Below are 19,847 nucleotides of genomic sequence, written 5' to 3'. Positions count from 1 at the left end.
TTCCTCGAATACGTAGCGATATTGGGGCAGCGATGTGGTCATGTTGCGCCAAGCTCTTCGTGCGTGCGATCACCCGCAAGAACGAGAAATTTTCATGGAACTATGCAAGGAGCCCCGAGTTGCAAATCGTTTGTGCAAAAACCCTTGCGCGCGAGAGGCGAGCTGCGTCGAATTTCAAGCAGCGCTGGCGACGTTCGCCGGCGCTGCGAGGTGATCGAGCAGAGCCTTCGCCGATTTTTTCCACGAATAGAATGTCACGCGATCCTGTTGCCGCATGCGTTCCTGGTCCGAGATCGCGCCCGCTGCCAATCTTTCGAGCATGAGCTGCTTCAATGCTTCGGCATCGGTGGCGCGAAAATACGCGGCCGCGTCACCGCACGTCTCCACGACGGCATCAGCCGTCGAAGCGATGACCGGGCAACCGAAGATCATGGCTTCGAGCGGCGGCACGCCGAATCCCTCATAGAGCGAGGGAAACACGAATGCCGATGCATGCGCATAGAGAGCTGCAATCTCGCTGTCGGTCAGACGGCCAGCAAGCAGCAGGCCTGCAGCCCCTACGCCCGAATTGTCCTGAAAGACTTTACTGTTATCGCCGCCGACGATGACCAGGGGAACGTCGGGCCGATCGAGCAGCTGGATGGCGCGGATCGCGACGGAAAGATTCTTGTTCTTGGTCCTCGAGCCCACATAAAGGAAGAATTTCTGCGGTTGAAGGCCGAGCCGGGCAATGATGCCGGGATCTGGTTTCGTCTTGGCGAAGTGCTCTGCGCTGTTGGGGAAGACCGGGATCTCTGTTGCCGATAGATTCAACACCTCGGCGAGCTCTCCGCGCGAAAAAGCCGATACGGTTGCGATGCTTGCGCGCCGGGCGAGCAGCCGGCCCATGGTTCGGTGAACTGCCAGATAGCGCCAGTTGAAGAAGTCGGGCCGGCGAAAGACCTGGGCGTCGTGGATCACGACGAGGTGGTCGCGATGGAAGACGGGACCGGAATTGGCCAGACTGATCAGGCGGCCTCCGGCGGCGGCGCGCGCGAGATCGATTTGATCCCACGCATGTCCATGCAACCGGCCGACTGCGCGGATCTTGATCCGCTCGAGATCAAGGCTCTCGCTTGCATCCGCAGGCGTCAGCAACTGCCAGTCCGCATTGCGCAGCGAGGCTGGAGTCTGCTCAGACGCCAGCAGCACGTCGATGGCCTTGACCACTTCAGCGGCATAGCGCTGAACGCCCGTGAGCTTTTGCGACAGAAAGCGGCCGTTGATGAAGAATTTCAATTGGCTACCACGATGGTTCATGGAGTCCCGGCCGGGGTCCCGGGGAGCTCGCGGTGGAGGAACCGCAAGTGAGCAATCGTTAGGTACAGAAATATGACGCAGCTCGGCATGGCTCCGAGGCGCCGCCTGCATGGCCGGCGCTGCCTTGCTGCGTCTGAGTCCGCGGTGTAGAGGTCGGCAATGACCGACGACACCCACTCCCTTCGCAGCGGCTCCCTCACCGCAACCATCAAGGCGCACGGCGCCGAGCTGTGCTCGCTGAAGGACGGCGGCATCGAATTCCTTTGGCAGGCGGGGCCGGAATGGCCGCGTCACGCGCCGCTGCTGTTTCCCATCGTCGGGCGTCTTGCGAATGACGAATTGCTGCACCAGGGCAAATCGTATCAGATGACCCAGCACGGCTTTGCCCGCGACAGCCGCTTTGTGTGGGCAGAGCGCGGCGAGAGCCGCTGCACCCTGGTGCTCCATGACAATGAGGCGACGCGCGCGCTCTATCCGTTCCCGTTCCGGCTCACGGCCGCCTATGCGATCGATGATTCCGGTCTCGATCTGACGCTCACGATCGCCAACACCGGCAAGGAGACATTGCCGGCTTCGATCGGCGGCCATCCCGCCTTCAACTGGCCGCTGCAGTCCGACGCGGCAAAGCAGGACTATGCGCTGACCTTCGCGCGCGCAGAGTCGTCTCCCGTCCGCCGTCTCGATGGTGGACTGCTGCGCCCGGCAGTGCAGCCGAGCCCGGTCAAAGGTGCCGCGCTGCCCTTGTCCGAATCCCTGTTCGCCGACGACGCCATCATCTTCGACCGGATCGAGAGCACTTCGGTCCGCTATGCCGCGGGGCAGGGGGCATCGATGGGGCCCTGGCTGAAAATGTCCTGGCGCGGCTTTCGCGAACTCGGCGTCTGGTCGAAACCGTCAGGTGCGCCGTTCCTCTGCATCGAGCCCTGGCGCGGCTATGCCAGTCCCGCCGGCTTCGACGGCGAGTTCACCGACAAGCCGGGCCTGATGCACATCGCGCCGGGCGCTGAAGAAGAGTTGTCCTACCGGATCGAGGTCGGATCGTCCTGACGCCGAACAGATTCCGCACGCATGTTTGCGGCGCGCGTGCTTCGATGATGCTCAGACCTCGATACGCGTGAGATCCTCGCCGAGCACGACCGGCCCCGCATAGTCCTGCCTGACATCCTCGAGCAGCGCGTTCAACATGGCATCATCGGTGCGCGGCCGGTGATGGGTCAGCGCGAGCTTCTTGACGCCGGCCTTGGCCGCGATCTTGCCGACCGTGTCGCCACAGGCGATCGTGTATTTCGCAAGCCGGCGCAAATGCTCGTTGTTGATCTCCGGCGTGGCGAGAAAGCAGCACTGGACCAGCAGGTCGGCTCCCTCAGCCAGCCGCTCGAGCCCGGGGCAGGGCACGGTGTCGCCGGAAATTGCGATGATCTTGCCCTGCGCTTCGAAGCGGTAGCCGAGACACATCCAGCGCGCGAGGAAGGCCGGCGGCATGTCGAGGCCATCGCCATGCGAGACCAGCTCGGCGCTGATCTTCCAGCGCCCGGTGTCGAGAACAGGACCCGGCACGATGTCCATTGCGACGACAGGCTTCCAGCCGCCGAAGCTGGGTTCGCCCTTATCCCGCCACGCGATGTCCTTGTCGTAGACCTGCGTGATCAGCGTGCTGACGAGCCGCTCGGTATCCGGCGGTCCATAGACGCGCAGCTCGTCCTTGCGCCCGTCCATCCATGAATTCAGCATCACGTCGTAGAGGTCGCCGATGTGGTCGAAATGGTGATGCGTGAGAAAGACCGTGTTGATGGCGCCGAGCGGCACGCCGGCCTTGCTGAGCTGCACCACGACGCCGCGGCCTGCGTCGAACAGGATATTCTCGTCGCCGAGCCTGATCAGCGTGGTGGTCGCCATGCGGCGCGGGTCCGGGCGCGGACCGCCGGTGCCGAGCAGTATGACCTCCATGACGCCACCTCCAAGTGCAGGCTTTGGAGCACAGTAGATGCGAAGCGTGCGGCCGAGCAAGCCGCGGCGGGCTGCCGGTGGCATGGATCGCAGCCTCGGGCTCGAGGTCGCCGGCGACCACTACGTCACCAAGCCGATCAACTTGAGCGATCTGCTCGCGCGCGCAGAGTTCGCGCTCAGTGAGCGGTTGTAGGACATCATCGTCAGCGCGATGCGACGCGCTTCCATCGTGCTTCGATGCGTGCCTTGATCTGGCTGATGCGGGCCTCGTGTGCGGCCCAATAGGCGCGGCTGGCGGTCGCGGTGCCTTGACGGTAGCGGGCATAGACCGCTTTGGGCTGCACCGCGATCTTCGGGCGGCTCGCCGGTTTTGCCGGAGCCGGAGCAGCGACCGGGGGCGGCGGATCCGGAGCAGCCGCAGCTTCGGTCCCTGCCGACGAGGCGTTCATGGCAACGAGACGGTTGCGGGCCCGGTTGCAATAGACCTGCGACCGCGCGGTCATCTCCTCTTCGCCATGACCTGCCCGGTATTTCATCAGGGCGCGGCAGAGGTCGCCGCCCTCCAGCTGCCAAGCCCGGCTGAGATAAAGCACCCCGTAATGGATGTTGATATCAGGCTCGGCCAATTCCGCATTGCTCCCGCGGAAGCCCAGCATCGCCGCCGTCTCGGGGCGCACCTGCATCAGGCCGATTTCGCCCGCACTGCCGATGATCGCCGGGTTATAGCCGCTTTCGACGAAGACGACCGCTTCGGCGATATCGGCCGGTAAATCGGTGCTTTTGGTTTCTCTCTCGATGATCTTCCGGATCATGGCCCGCGATGACGGCGTTTCGCCGGCACCGAGCTCCGTGTTGGCGTTCGCGATCGTCGAGGTCGTGTGCGGCCCGTCGATATCGCCGTCGCCGGCATGTGCACCGATCGGGGCCGACAAGAGCAGGCCGACCGCGAGGTGTCTCCACATCGCGCCGAGTATGAAGCGTGCCCGATCCCACAGCATGGGTTTGTCATAGCGCTCCGGAGTTAACAAACCGGCCTCTGGCGCGAGGTCACTGGCGCGCGCGGGCGCTCTGATCAGTGGACCTTGCTTGCGAAGGCTCCGTCAGCTGGTCATCGACCGCATAGAGCGTGCAGACGGGCGACCATTTCATGCAGGCCGCCAGCGAGTCGCGCCCGGCGTCGTCGGCTGAGGCGCGACCCGCGCGCCAGCCGTAGCCGCCGTTCGGCGACACGGCAAAAGCCTTGTGCGGCAGCATGCTTGCGAGATAGCGCGCGAACTCGGCCCGCGCGGCCTCATTGAGCTGGTGCGGTGGCGGCAGCGGATCTGGCGGGCTCAGAATGCCGTGGCTGAGATCCGGAGCGGTTGTCCCGCATGTCATGCGAACCACAACCCAAGGAACGCCTTCCCCCTCGCGCGTGTTGTGCCCTTGGCGGGGGCACGGCCGATGCTATGGTGTCCCGCACTCACGACAGAACGAGGATATTTCAGTGGCTGATGTTCATCCCGCGGCGGGCAAGCAGGCTTCGCCGGACGCGCTCACCAATATTCCGCGGCTGGTGACGGCCTATTTCGCCGGCAAGCCGGATGCGTCCGATCCGGCGCAGCGCGTGGCGTTCGGCACGTCGGGCCATCGCGGCACCTCGTACAAGAACACGTTCAACGAAGGCCACATCCTCGCGACCACGCAAGCCATTTGTGATTACAGAAGAGAAAAGGGCCTGACAGGTCCGCTCTTCATCGGCATCGATACCCACGCGCTGGCTGAGCCGGCGCTGGTCAGCGCCATCGAAGTGTTCGCCGCCAACGGCGTCGACATCATGATCGACAAGGACGGCGGCTACACGCCGACGCCTGTCATCTCACACGCCATCCTCACCTACAACAAGGCCCGCACCAGCGGCCTCGCCGACGGCGTCGTCATCACGCCCTCCCACAATCCGCCGGAAGACGGCGGCTACAAATACAATCCGCCGCATGGCGGCCCGGCCGATACGGATGTGACCGGCGTCGTCGAGAAGCGCGCCAACGCCTATCTCGCCGGCGATCTCGAGGACGTGAAGCGCATCGACTATGCCAAGGCGCGCAAGGCGGCGAACGTCCACGCCTACGACTTCGTCACCCCCTACGTCGCCGATCTCGGCAATGTCGTCGATCTCGATCTCGTCAAATCCGCCGGCGTCAATATCGGCATCGATCCTCTCGGAGGTGCCGCCGTGCAGTACTGGCATCCGATCATCGAGCGCCATGGCCTCAACGCCACCGTCGTGAACCAGGCGATCGATCCGACCTTCCGCTTCATGACGGTCGACTGGGACGGCAAGATCCGCATGGACTGCTCCTCGCCTTACGCGATGGCGAGCCTGATCGGCATGCGCGACCGCTTCGACGTCGCCTTTGCCAACGACACCGACGCCGACCGCCACGGCATCGTCACCCGCACCGGCGGCCTGATGAATCCGAACCATTATCTGGCGACCGCGATCTCCTACCTCTTCGCGCATCGCCCGAACTGGGGCAAGAGTGCTGCGATCGGCAAGACCGTGGTGTCGAGCTCGATCATTGACCGCGTCGCCAAGAAGCTCGGTCGTAGGCTGGTCGAGACGCCGGTCGGGTTCAAATGGTTCGTCGACGGCCTTCTCACCGGCAGCTTCGGCTTCGGCGGCGAGGAGAGTGCAGGGGCCTCGTTCCTGCGCCGCGACGGCATGGTGTGGACCACCGACAAGGACGGCATCATCCTCGGCCTGTTGGCTGCCGAGATCATGGCCAAGACCGGTCGCGATCCCAGCCAGCTCTTTGACGATCTCACCGCCGAGTTCGGCATGCCCCATTACGCGCGCATCGACGTTGCCGCGACCGGGCCGCAAAAGAACATCCTGAAGTCCGTCACGCCCGAGCAGCTCGGCCTCGAGGAGCTCGCCGGCGATCCGGTGCGCTCAACGCTGAGCAAGGCGCCCGGCAACGGCCAGCCCTTCGGCGGCATCAAGGTCGAAACCGATTTCGGCTGGTTCGCCGCAAGGCCGTCGGGGACGGAGGATGTCTACAAGATCTACGCCGAAAGCTTCCGCAGCGCCGAGCACCTGACGCGGATTCAGGAGGAAGCGCAGGCCGGCCTGGCGAAGGTGTTCGCGGCGTAAGGTGTTCTGCAGCCGGCACGCCTTTCTCTCGCCCTCCGAGAGGGCCGCCACATTTTTCCGGTGTCATCGCCCGCGAAGGCGGGCGATCCAGTACGCCGCGCCTGAAGTTTGTGTGAACCAATGTCTGCCGCGGAGTACTGGATTCCCCGCCTTCGCGGGGAATGACAGCGGATGGTATGTATACATAATGAAATATGAAGGTAATATAATACGGCATTTTTGGCCTTGAACGTTTCCGTACCCCCGCTATTGTATACATAACGTATTCATAAGCCGTGGGAGTGAGACCGATGACGAAACCCTTCCCCATGAACGCCTGGTACGCCGCCGCCTGGGACGCCGAGGTGAAGCCGGCGCTGCTGCCGCGGACGATCTGCGGCAAGCATGTCGTGATGTATCGGAAAGCTGACGGCTCGGTGGCCGCGCTGGAGGACGCCTGCTGGCATCGCTTGGTGCCGCTGTCCAAGGGGCGGCTGGAGGGCGACACCGTCGTCTGCGGCTATCATGGCCTGAAATACAATGCGCAGGGCCGCTGCGCCTTCATGCCCTCGCAGGAGACCATCAACCCCTCGGCCTGCGTGCGCGCCTATCCCGTCGTCGAGCGCCATCGCTACATCTGGCTCTGGATGGGCGATCCTGCACTCGCCGATCCCGCGCTCGTGCCCGACATGCACTGGAACGACGATCCCGCCTGGGCCGGCGATGGCAAGACAATCCATGTCAATTGCGACTACCGTCTCGTGCTCGACAATCTCATGGATCTCACCCACGAGACCTTCGTGCACGGCTCGTCGATTGGAAATGACGCGGTGGCGGAAGCGCCGTTCGACGTCACCCATGGCGAGAAGACGGTGACGGTGACGCGCTGGATGCGCGGCATCGAGCCGCCGCCGTTCTGGGGCAAGCAGCTCGGCAAGCCCGGCCTCGTCGATCGCTGGCAGATCATCCGTTTCGAGGCGCCGTGCACCATCGCCATCGACGTCGGCGTGGCGCCGACGGGCACCGGCGCGCCGGAAGGCGACCGCTCGCAGGGCGTCAACGGCTTCGTGCTCAACACCATCACGCCGGAGACGGAGAAGACCTGCCATTACTTCTGGGCCTTCGTGCGCAATTATCGCATCAGCGAGCAGCGCATCACCACCGAGATCCGCGAGGGCGTCTCCGGCATCTTCCGCGAGGACGAGCTGATCCTCGAAGCGCAGCAGCGCGCGATGGACGAGAACCCCGACCGCATCTTCTATAACCTCAACATCGACGCCGGCGCGATGTGGTCGCGCAAGCTGATCGACCGGATGGTGGCGAAGGAAAACGCGCCAACGCACCTCCAGGCCGCGGAGTAGATCATGGCCGAGCGTGAGGTCGACCGCTCCGTCTCGCAGACCGTGAAGGCGCAGCTCGCGCTGCGCGATCAGATTCTGTCGGGGTCTTTACGCCCCGGCGAGCGCATCTCCGAGCTGCAGGCGGTGGAGACCACCGGCGCCTCGCGCACGCCGGTGCGCATGGCGCTGGTGCGGCTGGAGGAGGAGGGCCTGCTGGAGGCGATCCCCTCGGGCGGCTTCATGGTGAAGGCGTTCTCCGAGCGCGACATCTCCGATTCCATCGAACTGCGCGGCACGCTGGAAGGTTTGGCTGCGCGCTTTGCCGCCGAGCGCGGCGTCTCCGCGCGCGAGCTCGAATCGTTGAAGGAGTGCCTTTCCGCAATCGACGAATTGCTCCGCCAGGTGCCGATCTCGGTCGATGCCTTCTCGTCCTATGTCACGCTGAATGCGCGTTTCCACGCGCTGCTCACGGAACTGTCCCGCAGCCAGCCCCTGATCCGGCAGATCGACCGCGCCTCAGCGCTGCCGTTCGCATCGCCAAGCGGCTTCGTGATGGCGCAGTCGGCGCTGCCCGAGGCGCAGCAGATCCTGATCATCGCCCAGGAGCACCATCGCGTCGTGATCGACGCCATCGAGAACCGCGAGGGCGCGCGCGCCGAGGCCATCATGCGCGAGCATGCCCGGCTCGCGGTGCGAAACCTGCGGCTCGCGCTGCGCAACCGCACCCATCTCGACCTCTTGCCGGCGCTCGCGCTGATCAAGACCGCAACCGATTGAGGGCAGTCACAATGCGCTTCGTCGAAACCCGGATTCCGGCGACACTCGTCTCGACGCGCGATCTCGCGCCCGGCATCCGCGAATTTCTGATCAGGCCGGATCAGTTCGACGTCACGTCCTATCCGGTCGGCAGCCACATCAATGTCAGCGTCACCATCGACGGCCTGCCGGAGACGCGATCCTATTCGCTGGTCGGCGAAGCCTCTTCGCATGGCTTCAGAATAGCGGTGCGCCGCGCTGAGGATTCCCGCGGCGGCTCGCGCTACATGTGGCAGCTCGCACCCGGCGCGCGCCTCGACATCACCCGGCCCGCTTCGCTCCTTGCGGTTGACTGGGCTCGCGAAAACTACTGCCTGATCGCCGGCGGCATCGGCATCACCCCGATCCTCGGCGCGGCGCAGGCACTGGCGCGGCGCGAGGCAAACGTCGCGCTGCATTACGCCGTGCGCTCGCGCCGTGAGGCCGCCTATCTCGACGATCTCGCCGCGATGCTCGGGGACCGTCTGGTTGTTCACGCCAGCGACGAGGGCCGGCGGCTCGATCTCGACGCGCTGTTCGCCTCGTTGCCGCAAAGTACGCTGGCCCTGTTCTGCGGCCCGATGCGGATGCTGGACGCCGCGCGCCATGCCTGGATCGGGGCCGGCCACCCGCTGCCCGATCTCCGCTGCGAGACCTTCGGCTCCAGCGGCACGCTGCCGACCGAAACTTTTCGCGTGCGATTGAAGGACTCGAACGTCGAGCTCGAGATCCCGCGCGAGCGCTCGATGCTGGACGTGCTCAACGCCAGCGGCCACGACGTGATGTACGACTGCAAGCGCGGCGAATGCGGCCTCTGCGCCATCGACGTGGTCGCGGTCGACGGCGAGATCGATCATCGCGACGTCTTCTTCAGCGATCATCAGAAACAGAGCAACCGGAAGATCTGCGCCTGCGTCTCTCGCGCGCGCGGCACCATCACGGTGGACACCCTGCTGCGGGCGGATGCGATCTGACACTAAAGCGCGATGGGATCGGGATGAATCGCCATCGCGCTTCAGGTTATTGTTTGAGCATGATCTTTTCGGAAAACCGCTGCACACTTTTCCGGATCATGCTCTAGGAGAGGTCGCCATGCCCGGGCTTGTCCCGGCCATCCACGTTCTTCATGCTCGGAGCCGACGCGTGGATGGGCGGTACGAGCCAGGCCATGACGCGGTTGGAAGCGCTGGCACCTACGCCGCGTAAATCGCCCGAAGCTTCTTCGTATCGAGCAGCGCCAGCACGCCATCGGCCGAAACAGGCCGGCTGATGAGATACCCCTGCACCTCGTCGCAACTGATCTGGCGCAGATATTCGAGCTGGTCGGCGGTCTCGACTCCCTCCGCCACCACGCCGATGTCGAGGTCGCGTGCCAGCGAAATCACCGACTTCACGATCGCGGCGCAGTCCGGCTGCACCAGCATGTCGCGGATGAAGGACTGGTCGATCTTGATGCGGCTGAACGGCAGCTTGCGCAGGTATGTCAGCGACGAGAAGCCGGTGCCGAAGTCGTCGAGCGCCACGGTGACTCCGAGCTCCAGCAATGCGTTCAGGACCGTCGCGGCCGAGCCGTATTTCGACAGCAGCATCGATTCCGTGATCTCGATCTCGAGCCGGTGCGGGGCAATCTTGGCGTCGGCGAGCGCCTGCACGATGATCTGAAGAATGCCTGTATTGTGGAACTGCGCCGCGGAGAAGTTCACGGCGACCCTGATCTCTTCCGGCCATTGCGCCACGGTGGCGCAGGCGCGGCGGATCACCCATTCGCCGATCGCGTGGATCAGCCCGGTCTCTTCCGCGATTGGTATGAATTCACTCGGCGGCACCAGCCCGCGCGAAGGATGCCGCCAGCGCAACAGCGCCTCGAAGCCGGTGATCCGGTTGTCGCGGATATCGAGGAAAGGCTGGAACACCAGGAACAGCTCGTTTCGCGCGATCGCGCCTTCGAGGTCCGACTGCAGCGCCTTGCGGTCGCGAGATAGCCTGTCGTCCGCTTGTTCGAAGAAGCAGACCGTGCCCGGCCCCGCCTTCTTGGCACGGTAGAGCGCCGCATCGGCGTTCTTCATGACGTCGAGCGCCGTGTTGCCGTCGCGAGGGGCCAGCACGATGCCGACGCTGGTCGCGCCGATGATCTGGCGGTCTTCGATCTGGAACGGTTCGTCGAACGCCGCGACGAAGCGCTCGGCGATTTCGAGCGCATCCTCGGGCCGCGCCAGATTGGCCATCACCAGTGCGAACTCATCGCCGCCGATGCGCGCTATGTGCTCGGCCGTGCGGGTGCAGCGCTGCAGGCGGCCTGCGACCTGCACCAGGAAGTCATCGCCGGCGGGATGGCCGAACTTGTCGTTGACCTCCTTGAAGCGATCGAGATCGAGCAGCAGCACCGCGAACTCCTCGCCGGAAAGGGCCAGTCGCTTCAGCGCGGCATCGAGCGTCTCGTTGAAGGCGAAGCGATTGGGCAGCTGCGTCAGCGAGTCCTGGCGCACCGTGCGCTCCGCCTCGATCTGCCGTATCACGCGCCGCGCGAACGAGAACGAATTGACGAACACGTTGCGCAGCAGCACGCTGCCATAGACCACGACGAGGAAGGCCATCAGCAGGAAGGCCAGGTCGCCGTTCCTGCTGAGGCAGATCGCGATGCCGAGGAAGATGGGCGCCGTGAACGCGATGGCCGCGATCGGGATCGTGGCGAAGGCCAGCGCGCCTCCGGCCAGCATGCCCGAGCACAGGCAGGTGATGACGAGCTGTCCGCCGGTCGAGGCGCCGGCGAAGAACGCGACCGGGACGATGCCCCAGGCGGAGCCAAGAATGAGGGCATTGCGCACCAGCCGGTACATGGCGCGGCGCGAGACGAATTGCGGCTTGGTGATGCGGCGCGCGGCGTAGGATTGCAGGCAAAATCCGATCGCGGCGGCGGCGACCGCGACCGCCCAGATCAGGGCGAACATCCAGTCCGGCGACTGCCACAGCGCGATGGCGAGTACGATGGCGTTGCAGGCATTGGCGAGCATGATGCCGACCGAATAGCCGAGCACCAGCGACATCTGTTCGGCGCGGATATGGCCGGCCATCGCCTCGTCGGTTGCGGGACCGCCAAAGGCCGACAGATCGCCGGCGAACAACCGTGCGACATAGTTGGTCGTTTGAGTCCGCATCCCAGAGCCTAGCAGCAGGGCCGTTCGTCCAGCTCGATCCGGAGAATTCGCTACAAACCTTTGACGAACTATGAATTTTCCACGCTAGCCAGCTTGCCTGCGACCACTCCTGCGTGTTCAAAGCAAGGTATCGATAACAAATCGATACAAATGCGACGCCTTGCGTTACGGATGTAACGGAAGGAGCATGTTAGCGAGCAGTTCCGCTGTCATGCCCCGGCTTGACCGGGGCAGTACGCCGCGGCTTCTCGGCTCAATCACAGCTGTCCTCAATCACAGCTGTCTCGGAGTACTGGATCGCCGGTCAAGCCGGGCGATGACAGCAGCTCGGGGCGTCACCGCCCCAGCTGCTTCGGGTCGTAATAGAACCGTTCCTCGATCAGCTCATCGCCCCGCCAGGCCTGCCACGCGATCTCGTCCAGCGTTCGGACGACGCCTTCGGCATTGGTGAAGCTGAAAACCCAGCGCGTGGCGACGTGGTCGCCCTCGATCAGGCTCGGGCCGACGCGGACGGCCTTGACCTCCTTGAAAGCGGCCAGCACGCCGCGCTCCTTTGCCGCCAGCTTGTCGCGTCCCATCGTCGGCTCGGCGTTGTTCTCGTAGGTGGCAGCATCGGGCGCATAGAATTGCTCGATCGCGCCGACGAAGTCCCCGTCCTCCAGCAGTTTCGCAAAGGCTTCGACGATGTCACGGCTCGGCATGGCGACCTCACGATTAAAACCGACTGATAGTCGGTAAATACCGACCGATGGTCGAAAAGTCAACTGGCCGTCCGCGCTGAATTCGATTAGAGGGGGAGTGAGTTTGAATCGATGCGAGCCAAGAACTCGGAACACCTCTCCCCGTCGGGGAGAGGTGGACGCAAGACGAGAGCCATGGCGAAACAGGCGGAGCGGCGGGCGGCGACGACGGAAGCGATCCTGACGGCGGCGCGCCGCTTGTTCGGCACGCAAGGCTTTGCCGCCACTACCATGGACGAGATCGCCGAAGGCGCCTCCGTCGCCAAGGGCGCGGTCTATCATCACTTCAAGACCAAGGAGGCGGTGTTCGAAGCCGTGTTCGATCAGGTCTCGCGCGACCTCGTTGCCGAGATCGACCGCACGGCGCGGGCAGAGAAGGACGTGCTCGCCGCGATGGTCGCCGGCACCCAGCATTACTTTGCCGCGACCGCCAAGGGCCCGACCGGCCAGATCATCCTGCGCGACGGTCCCGCCGTGCTCGGCTGGGAACGCTGGCGCGAGATCGACGCGCAGCACTTCGGCGGCAAGATGCCGCGTGCGCTTTCCGCAGCGATGGAGGCCGGCCTGATCGCGCGGCAGCCGGTCGAGCCCTTAGCGCGGCTGCTGCTCGGCGCCGTGACGGAGGCCGCGGTCGCCTGCGCCGGCCGTGCCGATAACGCAAGGGCAGGCGCGGAATATGCCCGTGCGTTCAAGTCGCTGGTCGAGGCACTGCGCGTGCGCGCATGATTGTGTTAATGCGGAGCGAGTGATGTGGATGGTGTTGACGCCGCACTCGGTCACCTCTCCCGTAGGGAGAGGTCGGATAGCGTCGTAGATGCGATCCGGGTGAGGGGGTACGGTCTCACTTGCCATTGCGGCTCCTCACCCGGATTGCTACGGACGATGCTGCGCATTGCCGTGCGCAATCCGACCTCTCTCCGCTGGGAGAGGTGAAGTGACGAACTGGAAACGCCATACCAACAAAAAAAGAACAGTAGCGCATGAACGCAAATTCCTCTCTCGCACTCAACGATCCCGAATTCGATTACGTCATCGTCGGCGCTGGCTCTGCCGGCTGCGTGCTGGCCAATAGGCTCTCTGCGAACGGCAAGCACAGCGTGCTGCTGCTCGAGGCCGGCCCGAAGGACTCCAACATCTGGATCCACGTCCCGCTCGGCTACGGCAAGCTGTTCAAGGAGAAGAGCGTCAACTGGATGTACCAGACCGAGCCGGAGCCCGAGTTGAAGGGCCGCCAGGTGTTCCAGCCTCGCGGCAAGACACTGGGCGGCTCGAGCTCGATCAACGGCCTGCTCTATGTCCGTGGTCAGCACGAGGACTATGACCGCTGGCGCCAGCTCGGCAACACGGGATGGGGGTATGACGACGTGCTGCCCTATTTCAAGAAGGCCGAGGACCAATCGCGCGGCGCCGATCACTATCACGGCAAGGGCGGACCGCTGCCGGTCTCCAACATGATCGTGACCGATCCGCTGTCGAAGGCTTTCATCGATGCTGCCGTCGAGACCGGTCTGCCCTACAACCCTGATTTCAACGGCGCGACGCAGGAAGGCGTCGGCCTGTTCCAGACCACGACGCGCAACGGTCGCCGCGCCTCCACGGCGGTGGCCTATCTCGGCCCTGCCAAGGCCCGCGGCAACCTCAAGATCGAGACGGGCGCGCTCGCCCAGCGCATCCTGTTCGAGGGACGCCGCGCCGTCGGTGTCGAGTACCGCCAAGGCGCTGCCTTGCGCCGCGCACGGGCGCGCAAGGAGGTCGTGCTGTCGAGCGGGGCCTACAACTCGCCGCAACTGCTCCAGCTCTCCGGCGTCGGCCCTGGCGATCTCCTGCGCAAGCACGGCATCGAGGTGGTGCTGGACGCACCGGGCGTCGGTCACGACCTTCAGGACCACATGCAAGTCCGCATCGTGATGCGCTGCTCGCAGAAGATCACGCTCAACGACACCATCAACCATCCGCTTCGTCGCACCATGGCGGGCGCGCGCTATGCGCTGTTCCGCAAGGGCTGGCTGACGATCGCGGCGGGCACGGCCGGAGCCTTCTTCAAGACCAGTCCGCGGCTGGCTTCGCCAGACATCCAGGTGCACTTCCTGCCGTTCTCGACCGACAAGATGGGCGAGAAGCTGCATGATTTCTCCGGCTTCACCGCCTCGGTGTGCCAGCTACGTCCCGAAAGCCGCGGCTCCCTGCGCATCAAGAGCGCGGACCCGACCGTGCCGCCGGAGATCCGCATCAACTACATGTCGACCGAGACCGATCGAACCACCAACGTGGAGGGTCTGAAAATCCTGCGCAAGATCCTGAACGCGCCGGCGCTGAAGCCGTTCGTGGTCAGCGAGTACGATCCCGGGCCAAAGGTATCCACGGATGCCGAGCTGCTCGATTTCTGCCGTGAACGCGGCAGCACCATCTACCATCCGACCTCGACCTGTCGTATGGGCAATGACGCGCTTGCCGTGGTCGATCAGCGGCTGAAGGTGAGGGGGCTCGACGGCCTTCGTGTCGTCGACGGCTCGATCATGCCGGACCTCGTGTCGGGGAACACCAACGCGCCGATCATCATGATCGCTGAAAAGGCCTCCGACATGTTATTAGAGGAGGCGCGTTGATTTGCGGCTAGAAAGGACAGCGGCTTGGCTACGCGACTGAAGATCGGCACCCGCAAGAGCGCCATGGCGCTGGCACAGACGGACGAGATCGCGCGCCGCCTGACCGCCGCCGTGCCGGGTCTCGACGTCGAGATCGTCAAGTTCGACACCACGGGCGATCTGGACCAGACCAGCAAGCTGCTGCCACATGGCGGCAAGGGCGGCGCTTTCGTGGCGCAGATCCGCGCCGCCGTGCTCTCGGGCGAATTGCAGGCGGCGATGCATTCGCTGAAGGACATGCCGGGCAACGAGGACACGCCCGGCCTCGTCATCGGCGCCACGCTGTCGCGCGATCCGCCGAGCGACGCGCTGGTGCTGCGCGATGGCGTAACGCTGGAGGCGCTGCGTCAGTCGCGCGGCAAGGGTTTTAAGATCGGCACCAACGCCGTGCGCCGGGCGGCTTATGCACGGCGGTTGTTCCCGGAGGTGGAAGTGATCCATTTCCGTGGCGCCGCCGACACCCGCGTGCGAAAACTCGACAACGGCGAGAAGCAGCGCCTGCCGGATGGCGGTGCGGTGGGGCCGGCAGATGCGCTGATCATGGCGCGTTCGGGCCTCGATCGCGTCGGTCTGTCGAGCCGCATCGCGCACGAATTCACCGCGGCGGAGATGCTGCCGGCGGCGGGGCAGGGCATCGTCGCGGTCGAATGCGCGGCGCGGGACTGGCAGACGCGACAAATTCTGTCATCGATCGACGATCCCTTGGCCCACGCCTCAGCCGATGCCGAGCGCGAGGTGCTGTGGGTGCTCAACGGTCATTGCAATTCGCCGGTGGCGGGCTTCTCGACCATATCAGGCGATCAGATGTCGCTCACCGCCTCGGTGCTCGACCTCTCCGGCAACACCATCATCGAAGCATCGTGCACGGGCCCGGCCAATCGCCCGCGCGAGCTCGGCCGTGCGGTAGGGCTCGATCTGCTGGCGAAGGGTGCGGCGGAGATCATCGAGCGCAGCCGCCCGCGCTGACGCGCTTTCCGCGACCGCCGTCGTCATTGCGAGCGCAGCGAAGCAAATCCAGACTGTTACGGAAAGATTCTGGATTGCTTCGCTGAGCCTGTCATCGGGCCGCGCTTCGCGCGGACCCGCTGGCTCGCAATGACGGGTGTGATGAGGAGCCGTCGTCTAACCCGCTGCACCAAGAGCCGGTTGGCACGCTGGCCTTCTCGAAGCCTGCTCCTGTTTTGCCCGACGAGTCAAACCTCGGCGCGATCTGGTGCGATGACGTCTCATCTGATTTCAGCGCGCGCTAAGTCATTGATCGGGCGTGGTCTCTCTACTGTGCATGGGGTTGTTTTCGCACTTTTTTGTTTGCGCCTCCCGAGAGGCGGAAAGATCATCCCCGCACCCGCTTGATCATCTGCTCGACATGAGCGATCGGCGTCTCCGGCTGGATGCCATGGCCGAGATTGAAGATCAGCCGCCCTTGCGCAAAATTGGCCAGCACGTCGTCGACCGCGCGGTCGAGCGCGGCGCCGCCTGTGATCAGCACCAGCGGATCGAGATTGCCCTGCACCGCGACCTTGCTCTGCACGCGCTCGCGGATGAAGGCTGGCTCCGCGGTCCAGTCGATGCTGACGCCGTTGACGCCGGTTGCCTCGACGTAAGCGGGCAGCAGCGCGCCGGCCCCGCGCGGAAAGCCGATGATCTTCGCATCCGGCACCTTCGCACGCACGCCCGCCACGATGCGCCGCGTCGGTTCGCTCGACCAGCGCGCGAACTCGGTTGGCGGCAACACGCCGGCCCAGGTGTCGAAGATCTGTAACGCGTCGGCACCGGCGGCGAGCTGCGCCAGCAGATATTCGATCGAGCTGTCGACCAGCACGTCGATGATTTTGGAGAATGCCTCGGGATGGCGGTACGCCATCATCCGGGCCGGCGCCTGGTCCGGCGTGCCGTGGCCGGCGACCATGTAGGTCGCCACCGTCCACGGCGCCCCGCAGAAGCCGATCAGCGCGATCCTGGGATCTAGCGCGTCGCGCACGATCTTCAGTGCGTCGAACACCGGTTGAAGCTTGCCGAGATCAGCGCGCGGCGCCAGCGTCGCGACCTTTGACGGATCGTCGAGCGGCTCGAGCCGCGGGCCCTCGCCGACCTCGAACCGCACCGAGCGTCCGAGCGCGTAGGGGATCACGAGGATGTCCGAGAAGATGATCGCCGCGTCGAAGCCGAATCTGCGGACCGGTTGCAGCGTGACCTCGGCGGCAAGCTCTGGATTGAAGCAGAGATCGAGGAAGCCGCCGGCCTTGGCGCGCACTTCGCGATATTCCGGCAAGTAGCGCCCGGCCTGACGCATCATCCATGTCGGCGGGACGGTCTGGCGCTGGCCGGAGAGCACGTCGATGAAAGGCTTTTTTGCAGACTGGGGCACGAACTGTCCTGATGCAGATTTGAGGTTCCTGATACACCGCCAAAGGCCCGAGCGGAACAGGGGAACCGAGGCAAATGCGCCGCGTTGACCGGCGAATGGAGGAGGATCTCATGGCTCAGACATTCAATCCCGCCCCGCACGACAAGCACGCCGAAGATCTGCGCGAGGCCCTCGCTGCCGATCGCAATGCCAAGCTCGACGCCGGGCTGAAGGATACGTTCCCGGCTTCAGATCCCGTAAGCGCCGCACAGCCGACGCCTTCGAAGGCCGATGCGGATGCCGAGCACTCCTCATTCTGGGACAAGGTTAAGGCCATCTTCAGCTAGCAGCACCGCGCGCCGGACTCCGATAGGCGTGCTAATGTCTTGTTAGCGATGCCTGGATTTGCGTCCGTAAGACTACTGGAAACGGGGGAGTCGCCGCGTATTCCGGTACTGATTTCAGACTTCAATAACACAAGCGGCAGAGTCTCCCGTCGATCGGAGAACCCTGCCGCATGAGCGCTGTTACCCAACGAGCCGGATGGAGCCGTCTGCCGCTGCGCGCGGCGGCTTTCGTCGTGCTGACCTGCACGACCATCCTCGGCGTCAGCGGTTGGCGCGAATGGGCGGCACGCGACGCGGTCCTCAAGGCCGCCGAGGCGGAGATGGCGAACGTCGCCCGTTCGCTGACACAGCATGCCGAGGACAGCCTCGATCTCCTGGACTCCGGCGTCGTCGGCGTGGTCAGCCGGTTGGAGATGGATGGCACTGGACCGGCCACGATCGCCAAGCTCGGCAACCTCCTCGAAGCGCGCAAGAAGGCGATCGCGCGCATCCACAGCCTCGCCATCATCGACGATCAGGGCAACTCGCTGACCTCGCCCGGTACGATCGGCTCGACCTTCAGCGACGATGCGTTCTTCCGATATCACCAGCTCTCGCCGAAGCGCGAGGCCCATGTCGGCCGTCCCGTGAAGAGCCTCCTGGACGGCGAGTGGGTCATCACCCTGTCGCGCCGCTTCAACAAGCAGGACGGCAGCTTCGGCGGCGTGGTGCTCGCGACCACCAGCTCCGGTTATCTTTCGCATTTCTACGAGCAGTTCGAGATCGGCCGCAACAGCGCTGTGGCGCTGATGCACGGCGACGGCCTGATCATCGCGCGCAATCCCAGCAACGAGACATTCGTCGGACGCAGCGTCTCCGACAAGCCGTTGTTCCGCGAGCCGGATCTGCAACGGCCCAAGGGTGCCTATCATTTCAAGTCGTCGCTGGACGGTGCCGAGCGCGTCAGCTTCTTCAATCGCAGCAGCCGCTTCCCGCTCCTGCTGCTCGCCACCGTCGACAAGGACGAGTTGCTCGCGCCCTGGCGCGCCGCGGCAATCTCCCGCATGCTCTACGTGCTCGCGCTGGTCATGCTGATCGCGGTCATCGGCGGCGTGCTGGTGCGGCAGTTGCAGCGGGGCCAGCGCATGGCCGTCGCGCTGGCCGAGAAGGAGGCGCATTTCCGCCTGCTCGCCGAAGGCTCCAGCGACATGGTGACGCGCATCGGGCTCGACGAGCGGCTGCGCTACGTCTCGCCCTCCTCGGTCCGCATCGTCGGCTGGCGTCCCGATCAGTTGATCGGTACGCCGGCTCTTGCAGGCATCAATCCGGAGGATCTGCCGGAGGTCCAGGCGATCGTCGACGCCATGAAGCGTGGCGAGAAGGAGGAGGCGCGTCTCACCTATCGCAACTCGCACCGGCAGAACGGCGAAATCTGGCTGGAATCGACCATGCAGGTCACACGCAAGGACAATGGCCGCATCGACGGCGTGGTCGCGATCTCCCGCGACGTCACCGAGCATAAGAAGCTGGAAACCAGGCTCGAGATGCTTGCGATCGAGGACAGCCTCACCGGCCTCGCCAATCGCCGCCGCTTCGATGAGCGGCTGAAGGAGGAATGGGCCCGCGCCTATCGCGACCGCTCCAGCCTTGCTTTGCTGATGATCGATGTGGACCACTTCAAGGCCTACAACGATGAATACGGCCATCCCGCCGGCGATGCCTGCCTGCGCCGGATCGCAAAAATCATCGCGGCCGAAACGCAGCGCGCCGGCGATCTGGCGGCGCGCTATGGCGGCGAGGAATTCGCCGTGCTGCTGCCGAACATCGATGCCGCCAGCTGCGCAGGGGTCGGCGAGCGGATCCGCAGCGCGATTCACGATGCCGGCCTCGTTCATCGCACCAATCTGGCGGCCGGATGCGTCACCGCCTCGATCGGCGGTGCGACCTGCCGGCCGGTGCTGGAGCGCACGGCGGGGGTGGCCTCGCTGGTCGAAGCTGCCGACCGGGCGCTCTACGCCGCCAAGGACGCAGGCCGCGACCGCCTGGTGATGTCGGGTGAGGTGGCCAGCGTGATGCTCAAGGCGTCTGGTCAATAAGCCGCGATGAGTCCCGGACGCGACGCTGCGTGCCCGGGGCACGAG

The 19,847-nt window shown here is 64.7% G+C and carries 16 protein-coding genes and 2 pseudogenes; 11 read left to right on the top strand and 7 right to left on the bottom strand.

Annotated features, from left to right (window positions below):
• Positions 1 to 174: 174 nt before the first annotated feature.
• The gene (locus tag P6U27_RS28350; RefSeq protein WP_407194490.1) at positions 175 to 1,278 is read right to left on the bottom strand and encodes a glycosyltransferase family 4 protein; all 1,104 of its coding nucleotides are present in this window, start codon (positions 1,276 to 1,278) and stop codon (positions 175 to 177) included.
• 180 nt (positions 1,279 to 1,458) lie between these two features.
• Between P6U27_RS28350 and P6U27_RS28345 the strand changes: the two genes are divergently transcribed.
• On the top strand, positions 1,459 to 2,346 hold the full coding sequence (locus tag P6U27_RS28345; protein WP_407192881.1) for an aldose 1-epimerase family protein: 888 nt from the start codon (positions 1,459 to 1,461) through the stop codon (positions 2,344 to 2,346).
• A gap of 51 nt (positions 2,347 to 2,397) precedes the next feature.
• Here the strand turns inward: P6U27_RS28345 and P6U27_RS28340 are convergent, their stop codons facing one another.
• Complete coding sequence (locus P6U27_RS28340; RefSeq protein WP_407192880.1) at positions 2,398 to 3,246, bottom strand: MBL fold metallo-hydrolase; 849 nt, start codon at positions 3,244 to 3,246, stop codon at positions 2,398 to 2,400.
• Positions 3,247 to 3,328: 82 nt separating this feature from the next.
• Here P6U27_RS28340 and P6U27_RS28335 point away from each other — a divergent pair.
• Positions 3,329 to 3,433, top strand: a pseudogene (locus P6U27_RS28335) (DNA-binding response regulator); the annotation flags it as partial.
• A gap of 16 nt (positions 3,434 to 3,449) precedes the next feature.
• On the opposite strand, the gene P6U27_RS28330 reads toward P6U27_RS28335, so the two are convergent.
• Positions 3,450 to 4,244 (bottom strand): transglycosylase SLT domain-containing protein, encoded by a 795-nt coding sequence (locus P6U27_RS28330; protein ID WP_407192879.1) that lies wholly within the window; start codon positions 4,242 to 4,244, stop codon positions 3,450 to 3,452.
• Between the two features lie 49 nt (positions 4,245 to 4,293).
• Positions 4,294 to 4,596: pseudogene (locus P6U27_RS28325) on the bottom strand (dienelactone hydrolase); the annotation flags it as partial.
• A gap of 136 nt (positions 4,597 to 4,732) precedes the next feature.
• Here P6U27_RS28325 and pgm point away from each other — a divergent pair.
• From pgm to P6U27_RS28305, 4 genes are all read left to right on the top strand, one after another.
• Entirely contained in the window at positions 4,733 to 6,379 is a 1,647-nt protein-coding gene (gene pgm, locus P6U27_RS28320; protein WP_407192878.1) for a phosphoglucomutase (alpha-D-glucose-1,6-bisphosphate-dependent), read from the top strand.
• Positions 6,380 to 6,669: 290 nt separating this feature from the next.
• On the top strand, positions 6,670 to 7,719 hold the full coding sequence (locus tag P6U27_RS28315) for a Rieske 2Fe-2S domain-containing protein (RefSeq protein WP_407192877.1): 1,050 nt from the start codon (positions 6,670 to 6,672) through the stop codon (positions 7,717 to 7,719).
• A gap of 3 nt (positions 7,720 to 7,722) precedes the next feature.
• Positions 7,723 to 8,475, top strand: coding sequence for a GntR family transcriptional regulator (locus P6U27_RS28310; RefSeq protein WP_122404911.1), 753 nt, complete (start codon positions 7,723 to 7,725; stop codon positions 8,473 to 8,475).
• An 11-nt stretch (positions 8,476 to 8,486) separates the two neighbouring features.
• Positions 8,487 to 9,467 (top strand): PDR/VanB family oxidoreductase, encoded by a 981-nt coding sequence (locus tag P6U27_RS28305; protein ID WP_407192876.1) that lies wholly within the window; start codon positions 8,487 to 8,489, stop codon positions 9,465 to 9,467.
• A gap of 219 nt (positions 9,468 to 9,686) precedes the next feature.
• Here the strand turns inward: P6U27_RS28305 and P6U27_RS28300 are convergent, their stop codons facing one another.
• Both P6U27_RS28300 and P6U27_RS28295 read right to left on the bottom strand, forming a co-directional pair.
• Positions 9,687 to 11,648 (bottom strand): putative bifunctional diguanylate cyclase/phosphodiesterase, encoded by a 1,962-nt coding sequence (locus tag P6U27_RS28300; RefSeq protein WP_407192875.1) that lies wholly within the window; start codon positions 11,646 to 11,648, stop codon positions 9,687 to 9,689.
• 335 nt (positions 11,649 to 11,983) lie between these two features.
• Complete coding sequence (locus P6U27_RS28295) at positions 11,984 to 12,349, bottom strand: nuclear transport factor 2 family protein (RefSeq protein WP_407192874.1); 366 nt, start codon at positions 12,347 to 12,349, stop codon at positions 11,984 to 11,986.
• Between the two features lie 174 nt (positions 12,350 to 12,523).
• Between P6U27_RS28295 and P6U27_RS28290 the strand changes: the two genes are divergently transcribed.
• The 3 genes from P6U27_RS28290 (at position 12,524) to hemC (ending at position 15,999) form a co-directional block, all read left to right on the top strand.
• Positions 12,524 to 13,114 (top strand): TetR/AcrR family transcriptional regulator, encoded by a 591-nt coding sequence (locus P6U27_RS28290; protein WP_407192873.1) that lies wholly within the window; start codon positions 12,524 to 12,526, stop codon positions 13,112 to 13,114.
• Positions 13,115 to 13,368: 254 nt separating this feature from the next.
• Positions 13,369 to 14,994 (top strand): GMC family oxidoreductase, encoded by a 1,626-nt coding sequence (locus P6U27_RS28285; RefSeq protein ID WP_407192872.1) that lies wholly within the window; start codon positions 13,369 to 13,371, stop codon positions 14,992 to 14,994.
• 24 nt (positions 14,995 to 15,018) lie between these two features.
• Positions 15,019 to 15,999, top strand: a complete 981-nt coding sequence (gene hemC, locus P6U27_RS28280; protein ID WP_407192871.1) for a hydroxymethylbilane synthase — start codon at positions 15,019 to 15,021, stop codon at positions 15,997 to 15,999.
• Positions 16,000 to 16,366: 367 nt separating this feature from the next.
• Here the strand turns inward: hemC and hemE are convergent, their stop codons facing one another.
• Positions 16,367 to 17,401: a uroporphyrinogen decarboxylase gene (gene hemE, locus P6U27_RS28275; RefSeq protein ID WP_407192870.1), complete on the bottom strand. Its 1,035-nt coding sequence runs from the start codon at positions 17,399 to 17,401 to the stop codon at positions 16,367 to 16,369.
• 110 nt (positions 17,402 to 17,511) lie between these two features.
• Here hemE and P6U27_RS28270 point away from each other — a divergent pair, with 110 nt between their 5' ends.
• On the top strand, positions 17,512 to 17,727 hold the full coding sequence (locus P6U27_RS28270) for a hypothetical protein (RefSeq protein ID WP_122406831.1): 216 nt from the start codon (positions 17,512 to 17,514) through the stop codon (positions 17,725 to 17,727).
• Between the two features lie 170 nt (positions 17,728 to 17,897).
• Positions 17,898 to 19,802 carry a diguanylate cyclase gene (locus tag P6U27_RS28265; RefSeq protein WP_407192869.1) on the top strand — a complete coding sequence of 635 codons (1,905 nt, stop codon included), beginning with the start codon at positions 17,898 to 17,900 and terminating at the stop codon, positions 19,800 to 19,802.
• The last annotated feature ends 45 nt before the right edge of the window (positions 19,803 to 19,847 follow it).

This window comes from Bradyrhizobium sp. STM 3566 (assembly GCF_045571445.1).
Classification (GTDB): domain Bacteria; phylum Pseudomonadota; class Alphaproteobacteria; order Rhizobiales; family Xanthobacteraceae; genus Bradyrhizobium; species Bradyrhizobium vignae.
This window is presented reverse-complemented; position numbering and strand designations above follow the sequence as displayed.

Bases quoted from the DNA above. Each gene is read 5' to 3' on its own strand.
- P6U27_RS28345 (WP_407192881.1), top strand. From the start codon at position 1,459: ATGACCGACGACACCCACTCCCTTCGCAGCGGCTCCCTCACCGCAACC.
- P6U27_RS28340 (WP_407192880.1), bottom strand. From the start codon at position 3,246: ATGGAGGTCATACTGCTCGGCACCGGCGGTCCGCGCCCGGACCCGCGC.
- P6U27_RS28330 (WP_407192879.1), bottom strand. From the start codon at position 4,244: ATGCTGTGGGATCGGGCACGCTTCATACTCGGCGCGATGTGGAGACAC.
- P6U27_RS28315 (WP_407192877.1), top strand. From the start codon at position 6,670: ATGACGAAACCCTTCCCCATGAACGCCTGGTACGCCGCCGCCTGGGAC.
- P6U27_RS28310 (WP_122404911.1), top strand. From the start codon at position 7,723: ATGGCCGAGCGTGAGGTCGACCGCTCCGTCTCGCAGACCGTGAAGGCG.
- P6U27_RS28305 (WP_407192876.1), top strand. From the start codon at position 8,487: ATGCGCTTCGTCGAAACCCGGATTCCGGCGACACTCGTCTCGACGCGC.
- P6U27_RS28300 (WP_407192875.1), bottom strand. From the start codon at position 11,648: ATGCGGACTCAAACGACCAACTATGTCGCACGGTTGTTCGCCGGCGAT.
- P6U27_RS28295 (WP_407192874.1), bottom strand. From the start codon at position 12,349: ATGCCGAGCCGTGACATCGTCGAAGCCTTTGCGAAACTGCTGGAGGAC.
- P6U27_RS28290 (WP_407192873.1), top strand. From the start codon at position 12,524: ATGGCGAAACAGGCGGAGCGGCGGGCGGCGACGACGGAAGCGATCCTG.
- P6U27_RS28285 (WP_407192872.1), top strand. From the start codon at position 13,369: ATGAACGCAAATTCCTCTCTCGCACTCAACGATCCCGAATTCGATTAC.
- P6U27_RS28270 (WP_122406831.1), top strand. From the start codon at position 17,512: ATGGCTCAGACATTCAATCCCGCCCCGCACGACAAGCACGCCGAAGAT.
- P6U27_RS28265 (WP_407192869.1), top strand. From the start codon at position 17,898: ATGAGCGCTGTTACCCAACGAGCCGGATGGAGCCGTCTGCCGCTGCGC.